This window comes from Parafrankia sp. EUN1f, from assembly GCF_000177675.1.
Lineage (GTDB): Bacteria > Actinomycetota > Actinomycetes > Frankiales > Frankiaceae > Parafrankia.
This window is the reverse complement of sequence record NZ_ADGX01000047.1, coordinates 22723-35123: the sequence shown is the minus strand read 5'-3', so window position 1 is coordinate 35123 and position 12401 is coordinate 22723. Positions and strand designations below refer to the sequence as shown.

At 70.2% G+C, this 12401-nt stretch carries 10 protein-coding genes; 3 read left to right on the top strand and 7 right to left on the bottom strand.

What is annotated here, in order from left to right; genetic code table 11:
• Window positions 1-80 precede the first annotated feature (80 nt).
• The 3 genes from FREUN1FDRAFT_RS15980 to FREUN1FDRAFT_RS15975 form a co-directional block, all read right to left on the bottom strand.
• Entirely contained in the window at window positions 81-1742 is a 1662-nt protein-coding gene (locus FREUN1FDRAFT_RS15980; protein WP_006541137.1) for an HEXXH motif domain-containing protein, read from the bottom strand.
• Between the two features lie 41 nt (window positions 1743-1783).
• A complete protein-coding gene (locus FREUN1FDRAFT_RS43885) occupies window positions 1784-1960 on the bottom strand; it encodes a hypothetical protein (protein ID WP_006541136.1) in 177 nt (58 codons plus the stop codon).
• Window positions 1961-2321: 361 nt separating this feature from the next.
• Entirely contained in the window at window positions 2322-3887 is a 1566-nt protein-coding gene (locus tag FREUN1FDRAFT_RS15975) for an acyl-CoA synthetase (protein WP_006541135.1), read from the bottom strand.
• Window positions 3888-4159: 272 nt separating this feature from the next.
• On the opposite strand from FREUN1FDRAFT_RS15975, the gene FREUN1FDRAFT_RS15970 reads away from it, so the two are divergent.
• On the top strand, window positions 4160-4867 hold the full coding sequence (locus FREUN1FDRAFT_RS15970; RefSeq protein WP_006541134.1) for a DUF2599 domain-containing protein: 708 nt from the start codon (window positions 4160-4162) through the stop codon (window positions 4865-4867).
• A gap of 91 nt (window positions 4868-4958) precedes the next feature.
• Here the strand turns inward: FREUN1FDRAFT_RS15970 and FREUN1FDRAFT_RS15965 are convergent, their stop codons facing one another.
• The 3 genes from FREUN1FDRAFT_RS15965 to FREUN1FDRAFT_RS47705 all read right to left on the bottom strand — a co-directional run bounded on the left by FREUN1FDRAFT_RS15965 (window position 4959) and on the right by FREUN1FDRAFT_RS47705 (window position 10306).
• Entirely contained in the window at window positions 4959-6026 is a 1068-nt protein-coding gene (locus FREUN1FDRAFT_RS15965) for an ABC transporter substrate-binding protein (RefSeq protein ID WP_232295217.1), read from the bottom strand.
• Window positions 6027-6302: 276 nt separating this feature from the next.
• Complete coding sequence (locus FREUN1FDRAFT_RS15960; RefSeq protein WP_006541132.1) at window positions 6303-7718, bottom strand: glycosyltransferase family 4 protein; 1416 nt, start codon at window positions 7716-7718, stop codon at window positions 6303-6305.
• Window positions 7719-7924: 206 nt separating this feature from the next.
• On the bottom strand, window positions 7925-10306 hold the full coding sequence (locus FREUN1FDRAFT_RS47705; RefSeq protein ID WP_006541131.1) for a hypothetical protein: 2382 nt from the start codon (window positions 10304-10306) through the stop codon (window positions 7925-7927).
• A gap of 381 nt (window positions 10307-10687) precedes the next feature.
• Between FREUN1FDRAFT_RS47705 and FREUN1FDRAFT_RS15950 the strand changes: the two genes are divergently transcribed.
• Window positions 10688-10963, top strand: coding sequence for a hypothetical protein (locus FREUN1FDRAFT_RS15950; RefSeq protein WP_157474832.1), 276 nt, complete (start codon window positions 10688-10690; stop codon window positions 10961-10963).
• 509 nt (window positions 10964-11472) lie between these two features.
• Complete coding sequence (locus tag FREUN1FDRAFT_RS15945) at window positions 11473-11949, top strand: HIT family protein (protein ID WP_006541130.1); 477 nt, start codon at window positions 11473-11475, stop codon at window positions 11947-11949.
• 38 nt (window positions 11950-11987) lie between these two features.
• Here FREUN1FDRAFT_RS15945 and FREUN1FDRAFT_RS15940 read toward each other — a convergent pair whose 3' ends face one another.
• The gene (locus tag FREUN1FDRAFT_RS15940) at window positions 11988-12356 is read right to left on the bottom strand and encodes an RNA-binding S4 domain-containing protein (RefSeq protein WP_006541129.1); all 369 of its coding nucleotides are present in this window, start codon (window positions 12354-12356) and stop codon (window positions 11988-11990) included.
• Between the last annotated feature and the right edge of the window lie 45 nt (window positions 12357-12401).

Genomic DNA, 12401 nt, shown 5'->3' with positions numbered 1-12401 from the left:
CGGCTCCTGGCGAGCGGCGCCACGTCGTTACCAGGAGGCTGGCGTGATCAGGAGGCTGGCATGTCCGAGGCGCGGCGGTGTCAGACCGGGAGGCCGCTGAGATCGCCGACGCCGTCATCCCAGCTCGTCGGCCCGGGCCGGGCCAGCAGGATGCGGCAGGCGGCGAGACCGGCGACGGCCCGGTCATCCGCCGGATCCGCGCGGGCCGCCCGCTCATAGCCGCCGCGGGCGCCCGCGAGATCGCCTGCCACCAGCAGCCAGTCGGCGGGCAGCAGTGCGTCGCCGGGGCGGGCGGCCCGGGCGATCGCTCGTGCCGCCCCGGCGCGGAACTCGCGCGGCTCGAGCAGCTGGAGCCGGCACAGGTCGGTCAGCCCCTGCAGCGGCACCGGCCGGACGACGTCCGCGGTTCGGCGCCGCAGCCGCCAGCGCGTCCGATGCACGTGACGTGCCAGACCGGCGAACCGCTCGGCCTCTGAGGCCACCGGTTCCCCCAGCCAGCTCTCCAGTCGCAGCACGAGGCCGGCGACGAAACGGTGACCGGCCTGGGTCAGATCCGGGTGCACCCGCACCTGGCGGAGCGCCTCGTCGACCTGCCCGCGCGCCAGCGCGAACTCGAAGTCGGCGTGCAGGCGCGCCGCCCCGTCCAGTGCCGTCCGCCAGGTGCGCCAGAACGCGGTGACCTCAAGAAAGGCGTATATCCCGTGCAGCATTCCCTGAAGCGGACGCGGATCGTCGCGCCAGGGCGCGTAGCCGACCGGTCCCGGCCGGCGGACCAGCAGCTCTGTCAGGTTGAACAAAGCGCCGAGTCGGGCGTGCGCCAGCTCGTGCAACAACGTCTCCGCCAGCCACGGCCCGTGATTCGTCTCGGCGAGGCCGATCGAGCCGACCGCGTCACCATCCGACGCGCTGTTGATCCGGAAGCGCTGCCTGTTCGGTATCGGGGCTAACATCAGCGGAGCCTGCGACAGCAGCACCGCCTGCCGCGGAAAATGACTCACCAGAATCCTCCACGCAGCGGCAAGGGTTTTCTCCCAATGCCGTACCGAGGAAGTTTCCAGCCGCAGCGGACGTGCCGGGGTGGCGATATGGCGGAACGGGTCCGTGTCGTCAAGTGCCACGGTCAGGACACGGTCCCCGCACTCGGCGCGCAGCACCGTCATCGGCCGCCATCCGACGCCGGCCACCGTGACGTCCAGGCAGATCTCCCCGCCGGGATCGGCCCGCAGCCGACCGGCCTCGTGGCGCAGGGCCACGACAGCCCAGATCCCGTGGCCGGGCACGCTACCCGAGCCCAACGTCGGCAACACCAGAAGCCGATGGCGCAGGGGCACCCCGAGCACGAAGTCGAGCCCGGCGCGCACGGCGGCGGACGCGGCGACGGTGTGCAGATAGCCGAGATCCACCCACAGTGGCGTGTCGGAGTGGGCCACCCCGCGCAGGCGACGCAGCACGTGGGCGACCCAGCGCCCGACGGTCGGGTGCTCGAGCACCGCCCGGGCCTCGGCGGGGGCCCGAGCCTCCGCGGCCTCCAGCAGCTCCCAGGCGACGTCCAGCGACGGTAACGGCCCGCAGGCGCCGGCCCGGGCCCGTGTCTGGTCCAGGAGCGCCCGCAGCAGCAGCCGCCGCCTGCTCCGCTCGGCTCGCCACAGGATCCGGCTGGGCGCGCCGTCGTCCGTCCCCGCGGCCAGCGCATCGAAGGCCGCGGCCGACAGCTCCTGCTGTGCGTGCGCCCCATCGGCCATGGGCCCCCGCGGCCCGTCGACGCCCGTTGCTGGGCGGTAGGTCACACCCACCCGGCCCGAACGCCCCCGATCAGCCGACTGTCCGGTTCGTCGATTCCCGCCAGGACCCGGCGCAGCCCTTCATCCAACTCGACGTCGTGGCGATGACGCAGGTCACGAAGGCTGAGTTCGCTCAGGTCCAGGAATGAGCTCTGGATGTTGACCGGGCCTTGGGTCATCACCGTCGGTCTCCTTTCGGGCATGGCTGACCACCGGTGCGAGGCGACGTGCCGATATCACGACGGCACGCCGCGGGAACGTAGATGGCTTCGCTGCCAGAAGTGTCGCACGGCGTCGCCGCACACGCGGCCGGTTCTAGCCCCACCTGGAAAGGACGAACCACCGCCGAGGAATGGGGCCACGGATCCCGCTGGCCGTATCCAGAGGAGTCCGTTGCCCGGCACCGATCAGCCAACGATGACAATCGCCCAGGAGGCCATTGCGTACGGATTTCGAATCATCCGGCGATTTTGCTCGTCCACAACCGTAGGCCACGTTCCAGGTGCCTCCGACAGGCCGCACCACGCGGACGGGCCGCCGCTACACGCTGGACGACTCGGTAGCCCAGTACGCGTCCCGAAGCGCCTTCTTGTAGAGCTTGCCGTTGTCGAGGCGGGGCAGTTCGGGCACGAAGTCGATCGAGCGCGGCCATTTGAACGGGGCCAGCCTGTCCCGGCAGTAGTCCAGCAGACGGGCCGCCAGCGCGTCCCCCGCGTCGGCGATGGTCGCCGGCTGGACGACGGCCTTGACCTGCTCACCGAGCTCCGGGTGCGGTACTCCGAACACGGCGACGTCCGCCACCTCCTCGTGCATGACCAGGACGTCCTCGATCTCCCGCGGGTAGATGTTGACACCGCCGGCGATGATCGTGAAGTCGCGCCGGTCGCTCAGGTAGAGATAGCCGTCCTCGTCGACATGACCGACATCGCCCAGTGTGCGCCAGCCCGGATGGCCGGGGTGGCTCACAGCCTTGGTCCGCCCGGGGTCCTTGTGGTAACTGAAGCCGGCACCAGGGCTCTCGAAGTAGACCGTCCCGGTCTCGCCGGCGGGCAGTTCGGTGCCGTCCTCGGCGCAGATGTGCAGCACACCGCCGCCTTGGGCGCGCCCGACCGAGCCGGGGTGGGCGAGCCATTCCTCGCTGGAGATACCGGTGTTGCCGAAGTTCTCCGAGCCGGAGTAGTACTCGTAGACGATCGGCCCCCACCATTCGATCATCTGGCGCTTCACGTCGACCGGGCATGGCGCCGCGGCGTGCAGGGCGATGCGCATGCTCGACAGGTCGTAACGGTTCCGGATCTCCGGGGCGAGCTTGAGCATCCGGACGAACATCGTCGGCACCCACTGCGCGGCGAGAACCCGGTACCGCTCGATCGCGCGCAGCGCCTCCTGCGCGTCGAACTTCGGGAGCACCACGACGGTTCCCCCAACGCTGTGCAACACAGCCGACACCCTCAGCGGTGCCGCGTGGTAAAGCGGCGCGGGCGACAGGTAGACGGAGTCGGCGTCGAGGCCGTACATCCGCACCGTCCCGTTCAGCAACTGGACGTCGCCGGCGGAGGCGGGAGTGTCCGGCAGCGGGAAACGGATGCCCTTCGGGCGGCCGGTGGTTCCCGAGCTGTAGAGCATGAACGAGCCGCGGATCTCGTCCTCGCGGGGCCCGCTGTCGTAGCCGGCGGTGGCGACGTCGAGATCCTCGTGGTGCTCGGACGACCCGTCGAGCATGAGCCGGCGCAGGACCCCCGGCGTCTCCGCCACGATCGCCTCCGCGACACCGGCCAGCTTCTGGGTGGTGACCAGTGCCTTCGCACCGCTGTCGTTCACCAGGTAGGCGACTTCGGGTGCGGTGAGGTGGGAGTTGATCGGCGTGATGTAGAGCCCACAGTTAAGACCCGCCCACACCAGCTCGAAGTAGCGCAGATGATTCTCGGCGAGAATCGCCAGGCAGTCACCCGGGCGCAGGCCCGAGTGGACGAGTAAGCGGGACAACCGCGCGGAACCCTCGACCAGCTCACGGTAGGTCTGGACGCGGTCCGCACCGTCGGGGCCACCGGTGAGGATCACCGCGGGCTTGTCAGGGGTCAGTGTCACGAAGTCGGGCGGGTACATGGATCCTCCGGTTCCTGCGGTGCGGGTGACCGCCGCGGGCAACCGGCGGTTCCCCGCGGCGCAGGGGCACCGCCGGCAGACCGCCACCCACCCGACCCGCGGCCACCTTCCGTTACGGAAGAAGCATTCGTACTGAGAAGAACGACGCTCTTCTGGACGTAATATCAGATTCTCCAACCCGGAGATAGGTGTTGACATCGAGGTCAGGACACTCCCGGTGCCCTGTCGCCGATCCGGCGGGCAATCCTCCAGGCAGGCCCTACGCTCAACAAATGACACAGCAGCGCCGCCTGACGGTGGGCCTGATCGGCGCTGCCGGGCTGCTGGCCGCCGTGGCGATCACGGTAGCCAATGCCGGAGGCAGCGACACAGCCTCCGACGCCGGAACGCCCAGCGACCAGCGGACCACCTTGCCGGCCACCGGCACGCCGCGCGACTCGACCGGCGCCGGTTCGTCGGACCGCGGCCCGACCGCCACAGCCTCAGCAACCGGCCCGGCCTCAGCCGCCAGCGCCGCGCCCGCGGCCCGGCCCGACGCCGCGGGCGCGGCACCCTACTGCGGCGCGAGCCGCTACGCCGAGGAGATCACCGTGCAGCGGTGGGCCGGCGGCGACTTCCGGATCTCGTTGTGGCCCACCGACGCGGCGCGGCACGCCGATGACCGCGACGGAGCAGCCTCGGAGATGTGGGCGGCGATCAACAGGTGCGTCGGGACGCTGGACACCACGGTGACCGAGAGTCTGCAGGACCAGCTCCGCTGCCACGAGTTCCTCGCCCTGGTCCCCGGGTCCGGCGGGGAGCGGTACGCGACCGGCACGACGTTCGACATCGAGAGCTGGCGGCCGACTCCGGGGCGCCGGCGGTGGATCTCCACCCGCTGCGGCAACACCCTGGGCGCCGACCCGACCACCGCCCCGATGAAGACCTACCGCCCGGACGGCGTCCCGCCCCGTTCGCAGCCCACCGGCGAGCATGCCTAGCGCTGCCCGATGCAGCACTGCCCGATGCAGCACCGCCCGATGCAGCACTACCCGATGCAGCACTGCCCGAACACCAGCGCCGGGAATCGGATCAGCTGCTCGTTCCGTCGGCGCAGACGCGTTGCCTGACGACGTCGAAGGCATCGCCGGCGGGATTTATCTGGACGATCGCTGAACACGGGCTCGGTTTGCCCACGTTGTCACGCAGGCTCACCGGGGAGATGAGGCCGCCCGCGTCGTAGTCGGTGACTCCTCGCAATGCGTTGATGAATCCCTGGCGGGTGGGGCAGGAGCCGGCCAGCTCCAGGCCGCGCAGGAACATGTCGGTGTAGATGTAGGCGAACATCGCCAGCTGCTGGTCGGGCCCGCCGGCCTGTGGCGCGAACGCGTTCATGGCCTGCCGATAGCGGTCGATGGCGGGGCCGCCGGACTCGAACGGGCGGAACGCGACAGGAAAGGAAACACCGGCGAGCTGCTTCCCCTTGGCCGCAAGCAATCGCTGGTCGTAGCCGCTCAGCGCGACACTGGCGGCGATCTCCATTCCCGTGGTGTGAGCGGCCTGCATGATGGCGGCGAGATCGTCCAGGCTCGACAGTCCGACAAGCGCGTTCACACCCGCCGCCGCGAGGCGCCGCGCCGTCTGGGTGGCGCTGTCGACCGCCGGGTTGAAGGGGACCGACTCCGACGCGATGCCCACCGCCTCCAGCGCGGAGGTGTACCTGGCCGCCAGTTGCAGCGTCGAGGGCGCGTCGCCGGTGATGACAATGCCCGCTCTGACCGCGCCGCTTGTATGGACATACTGCGCGACGACTTCGGGCGAGTCCGCGTAGACGAAGCTGAACATGTTCGGGTAGTTCGACCAGGACGACTCGGCCGCGAGCCCCACCACGGGTACTCCGTCCGCGGAGAGGGCGGCCATCGAGTCGCCCATCGTCACCGAAGCCGTGAGAAGGCCGAACACGGACTCGTCGTGAACAAGGCTCGTGACTACCTGAACGTTCTGGGTCAGCGAGGTGGCATCGTCCCGCCAGTCATAGGTGATCCGCCGGCCGTGGACTCCGCCCTGCTCATTGGCGAGGCCGAGCCGGGCGTCGACACCGGCACGGGTCGAGGACAGTGCGTCGCTGCCCGGGCCGGAGTCGGGGTAGACAAAGCCCAACGTGATCTGGTCCGCCGATACCCCGGGGCTCGTACAGATTTTGGCGGCGCCACCCTGACTGTCAACAGTGCTGGTAGCCGAGCAGCCAGCACTCGCGGCGACAAGGACGGCGGCCGCCATACCTAACAGGCCAGTCTGACGACACAAGCGCATGATATGCCCTCTCGCTTACTTACAGGCAGCAGCACATCCCCTATATCGGCGAAATCCTAACGAAAAAGACACCTTCGACACAGGCCCGTTCTCAGCGCGTCACGTGGTCGGCCACGCCGCCGCTCAGCGGGTCCGTGCTGACGACTCCGGCACGTCGATACGAGATCTGTGTTCCGGCCGGCTCGCGGCGCCATCTCGACTTCGATCGTCCGTGGCGGGCGGTCTCGGCTCCGGGAGCCAGACGGCGGGCCCGCGGTGGGGACGGAGACGGAGACCGGGACGAATCGTCGCGGCGCCCCGTTGCCGCGCGTGGAACTCCTTGATTCCGCGCAGGTAGGCGGCCTCCTTGCGGCGGGCGATGGCTTCGGGCTCGAGCTCGGTGACACCGTGCCGGCCGTGCTCGCCGACCGCGGCCGCCCAGCCGGCGTCGAGCAGGAAGGGCGCGAGCGCGTCTGCCAGGGCGGCCGGGTCACCGGTCGGGACCACACTGCCCGCGTTCCAGCGCTGCACGAACGGCGCGACTCCCGTCCGGCTCGTGACGACGACAGGACGTCCGGCCGCGATCGCCTCCACGGCGACGAGGGAGAAGCTCTCGAACCGGCTGGGCACCGCCACGACCCGGGCCCGGCCGAAGACCTCACGGATCTGCGCGGCCGTCAGGTGACCGGTGAACTCGGCGTCAACACCCAGCTCACGGGCCCGGCCCCGCAGCCAGGTGCCGGACTCCACCCCGCCGATCGCGCCCGCCGACCGACCCACGACGACGAGGTGGTGCGCCACGCCGGCGGCCCGCAGCCGGGCGGCGGCGTCCAGGAGCACGTCGACACCCTTGAACGGCTCCAGCCGACCCACGACGGCGATCGTCGGCTCGGTCGCCCGGGCGTCCGGCAGCCCACGCCACGGCGTGGCGTCGAAGAGGTTGGGGATCACCTCGACCGCACGGTCGCCCAGCCAGCCGTCCCGGCGCAGTTCGTCGACGAGCAGCTGGGACGGTGCGGTCACGACGTCGGCCCGCCGCGCCGAGACCTGGTCGAGCCGGTCCGCGACCAGGCCGCGGGTGCCGATCGGCTGCCCGGCGAGGCGGACCGCGAGCATCGTCGGGCAGTGCAGGTGGATGGCCAGCGGCCTGGTGTGGCAGACCGCCTCGATGAGGGCGCGGGTCTCGCCGTCCTGCGTTTCGATCACGTCCGGCCGAAGCTGGAGCTGGCGCATCCAGAAGCTGTAGGAAGCCGCGAGGCTGGTCCGCAGCGCGAGCGAGTCACGCGGGTGGAGTGGGCCGCGCAGCCGGGAACCGAGACCGCCCAGCGCACGGGTCGCCGGAGCCTGCAGCAACGGCCGCCGGTGCACGTGCACTCCGTTTTCCACGGTGTCGGAGATCCGCCGCCCCTGAGCACATAGAATGTGTACGTTGTGCCCGAGCCCGACAAGGGCGGCGGCAAGAGCCGCCGTGTACGTTCCGGCACCATCCCAGACAATGGGCGGATACTGCTCGCAGAAGAAGAGGACCGTTAGGTTCCTGAATGTTCCGAGTAGCCCCATCGCATCCCCAGACCCGGACCTGGGAGCGGATCAGGTACCGGAAGAAGTCAAGTACCGGAAAGAGCATGCAAAGACTACTTGGGTCGGCCGGCCCGGCCGGTCGCACGACAACCTTCCTTGTCACCTGCGTGAGCGCCCGGCCGAATTCGACGTGAGCTGTCGCCAAGCTCTCGCTGTGTACCTGATACGACCTGGATGTCGGACGTCTACCGGCCGCCGCCGGTGGCGGCCGGGCCCGAAAGGCCCGGATCGAGCCGGGTCAGCGAGACCTGCAGGACCGGCCGAGTCGCCGCAGCGATCCACTCGGTACCGGAGCCCGTGGGCAGCCGCCGCCAGCCGAGCCCGGGCGCGAGCAACGCGAGCTCGCCGTCTGAGCGCTGGACCAGCGGGATCCGTTCCTCCCAGACGGCGGCCCCGGCGCCGGAGCCCTCCGCGTAGCCGACGACGAGTTCCTCGGGCAGCGACGCCCGCGAGATTCCGATCTCGTCCGGACCGGTCGCCGGATCGCTCGTGGTGAGAACAAAGGTGTGGCTGGTGGCGCCGTCGATCTCCCGCAGCGCACCATCGAGCCGCACGTACAGTCGCGGCCCCCGCCCCTGCCCCTGCCGCTGGCCCGCGCCAACGGGCGCCCGCACGTTCACCTGGATCTCGATACGAGTGCCGGTGACCTGCCGCAACGCTTCGAAGGAGCCACGGAAGCTGCCGGGAACGGTCGGGTCAACAATCTCCTCCGGCCGCAGCCGGTAGATCGTCCGGCCGGGCATCCGGTCGGACAGCGCGGCCGAGCCGGGACCGATGTCCGCCGCGTAGACAACCGGATCATCAAGGTCTGGAGAGTTCCGCAGCGTGTGGTACGGGATCTGGGTGTACCGACTCGGGGTCTGCGGCGTCACCAGGATCACTGCGGGTGTGTCGAGCTCGTCGGGGATCAACTCGTCCACAAAATGATTGCTCTCGTTGACACCACGCTGGACGTCGATGCGCCCCGGCAGACTCGACCAGGTGATCGCGAGGAGTCCCACCCCGGCGACCACGGCCACCCCCGGCCGGGCCAGGCGCAACCCCGCCGCCCACCAGTCCCCCGCCCGCCCGGCCATCACATGCCCGGCCGTCGCGCGCCGGCCCACCGCGCGCCCGGCCACCGCACGCTCGCCCACCGCGCGCCCGGCCAGACCCAGCCACTCGGTGAGGCGCCGCGACAGGTCCCAGAGCCACCGCGCACCCTCGGCCGCGAGAATGACGACCGGGGTGAACGCGGCGAGGTGGTAATGCGGTCCGAGCCCGTTACGCAGGCCCGGCATCGCGAACGCGGAGCCCCACCAGAAGGAATAACCACCGAGCACCACGCCGGCCGTGACCACAAGCATGATCCGTTCGGGCCGGCGCCGTGGCGCGAACAGGCCAGCGGCCGCCAACCCGACCAGGACGGTGCCACCGAACAACCAGCTGGGGGCGGCAGCGAGGGTCTCGCGTAGCGCGTCCAGCGCCAGCCGGCGGGTGAACAGGAAACTCGGCTCGGACGGCAGGATCCGCCGCGGCCCGAAGCCGAAGCGGTCCAGCGGATCAGAGGCCGACAGGGGCATGCGCAGCGGTGACCCCGTGACGTACCAGCAGTAGGCCGCCGCCACCAGCACGAACGGCAGCGCACCGATCCCGACCCAGCCCGCACGATGCGCCATGGTCCGCACCCGCACCCGCACCCACTCCCACGCCCGGGCCCCCGACAGCGCCCCCAGCCGTACCGCCGGCTTTGACCATTGCCGTGCCCGTACCAGCACCAGCCCGAACACCGGGAGAAGCACCAGGACCGCGTCGAACGGCCGGATGAGCAGCGCGAACCCCGCACTGGCACCGCCCAGGAGCAGCGCCGGCCGCGAGCCGGTCCGGGCCCCGCGCAGAAGCTCGGCAGCCGCGAGCACCAGCGTCGCCGCACCCGCGGCATACGCAAGCGGAAGCGCGGTGTGCAGCAGCACAATCGGCGACAGTGCCACGCCCGCCGCCGCCATGAGTGCCGTGCGCACATCGGCGAACAGCTCTCTGGCCAGCCGGAACGTCCCGACGACCCAACCGGCCGCCACCGCCGCGGGCGCGACCACCATCGTCCCGAACAGCGCCTGCGACCCGGCGAGCATCGCCGGCCAGCCAGGCAGATACTTCGTGAACACCCTGCCGTCGTGCTCACCGGTGAGCCAGGGCCGGAAGAACGGCTCGACCACCGTGGCGTCCAGGGTCAGCCGCCCCTGGAGCAACATCCGGGCCTGCAGGACGTAGGCGGCTTCGTCCGCGTCACCGGATCCGTCCGGGAAGAGGATCTTCTGCAGGAGCACGCTGCCGACGAACGACAGCAGTGCGAGCACAGTGACGGCGATCGCTGGACGCGAGAGCCGCAGCCGGGTCCGTCTCGTGCGTGCGGGTCGCGACACCACCCGCCCACGTACGCCGAGGCTGCGGGACGCCCCCGCCACGGCAGCCTTGTCGGGTGCCGCCTCGTCGGGTGCCGCCGCGTCGAGGGGTGCCTCGCGCACCGTCGATGCGTGCACGGTCGACTCGTCGACCGTGGTGTCGACGGTCATCGGCTCGATGGTCATCGGCCGCGGTGGGACTTGGCGGCGTTTGTCATGCGCAGGCCACGGTGCGGCGTGAACCTTTTCCGATCATGTACCTGCCCGACCCCATCCAAGGCCGCTGGGCGGATTCCTCGCACCCAGCCGTTTGCAACAAATGATCCGTATGCAGTACCTAGAATGATAGAAACCCATTGACGGGTTCCTGCAGCGGGGTCGGAAAAGTGTCACTTCGGTGCCCTGACCTGGTACATAGGCCAATGCGGCAACCCGAGGCCCGGGCATGCTCGCGCTTTGTCGGATAGATCCGGTCTTCCGGGCGGTTGGTCCGTGGGGGTGGCGACGGCCTGGTCGGTGCGCTGTTCACAGGTGGGCGGGCACGCCGCTCGTAGATCGCAGAGACCCGTGACGCCTGTGCGGCCTGGGCTGCGGCCGCGCCCGTGGGCGCGCTGCGTCACCGCAAACCCCTACGCGATCACCGGCGTGATCGTGGATCAGGCCGGCGCCATGCCGCCACCCCGCGCCGCGCCGCAACGCTTCCCCGCCGCACCACCGCGGTTGGTGGCCGATCTCGCTGGTGGCCCGTGGCACCCGCAGGGGTGCCGAGCCGACAGCATCGCCGCCGCCACCACCGCCGCACCAGATCTTCACCGCCTCCCGTCGCGCCGGGGCAAGATCTGAGGGCTTTGGTCGCTGGAGAGCCTGTCGCGGATGGACGTCGATCAAGATCGCTAGTCGGTGGATGGGGAGGTTCGCACTCCACGAACGCGGCCGGACCTCCGAGAGCCCGGCAGCCCGGTGGCCCGGCAGCCCGGTGGCCCGGCTTGGCGAGTCGCAAGTGTGAACGATTTTGGTCGTTCCGACGACCAAAATCCTCACTTCTTGCGGATCGCCAGGTGAAGCTGCGCCCCTTTTTCCATTCTTGAGGTGAATTGCTGAAGCTGCGCGGCGGTGCGGGCTCCTCGACGGGTTGCCGTGCCGGTGGGGTTCGCATTCCATCAGCGCGGCTCCGCCAAACCCATGCCGGTGACCCGGATCCGCAGCGGCCCAGAATTCTGCTACAGGCTCTGGAAACTGGAAACGACGGAAATCCTCAGATCTTCGAGCTACGGCTTCGAGCTGCCGTCTCCGCCGAAGCTCATCGTCGAATACGGGCCAGCGAGAGCTCTGGCGCTCGTAGGATCACAGCCGTGCTCGACGACCACGCAACCGGTTCGGACAGCTGCTATTCATGCAGGCAGGAGGCTTCGCTGGCCACCTTGCCGATCCGCGAGCGAATCCTGGTCGGTGCGGGATGGCGCGCGGCACACGCCGTCCGCTGCGCGCTTCCGGGCTGGCTGGTGCTCGTCGCCCGTCGGCACATCACCACGATCGCCGATCTGGACGCGGCCGCGGCCGCCGAACTCGGCGTTCTGTGCCGCACGCTGAGCCTGGCGCTGACCGAGGTGACAGGGTGCGCGAAAACCTACGTCGCGGCGTTTTCCGAGGCCCCGGGATTCGACCACCTGCACGTGCATGTCATTCCCCGGGCCCACGGCCTTCCCGTCGACGAGCGCGGCCCGTCGATCTTCCGATACCTGCGCGAGCCTTCGGCAGCCTGGGTGCCCGAGGCCGCGATGAACGACCTCGCCCGAGCGCTCTCCGCACAGGTCTCGGCCGCTCCGTAGGTCGAGTGGTCTGTTCCGTGACCTTCAGCGGTTACCCTTCAGCGGTTACGGAGCCGTTCCACGGCTCGGCGGTCCCGCTTGGTCGGGCGCCCCGTACCCCGATCACGCACCGCCATCAGCGGCTGGCGCTCCGGCGGTGGCGGGCTGTTGTCGAGGTAGCACTCCGCCGCGACGGCGGCGCCGACCCGCTTCGTGAGCACCTTGGTCACCACGACGACACGTTCGCGGCCGTCCTGCCGGAGCCGGACCTCGTCCCCGACCCGCACGGGCCGGGCCGGCTTCACCCGCTCACCGTTGAGCCGGACGTGACCACCCCGGCAGGCATCCCCCGCCATCGTTCGGGTCTTGACGAGCCGGACCGACCAGATCCAGATGTCAACCCGAGTGGTCCCTTCCTCGGACGTCATGGAGAGGATGCTACGAACCGACGGCGCGTTCTGGTGGCGGCCGGG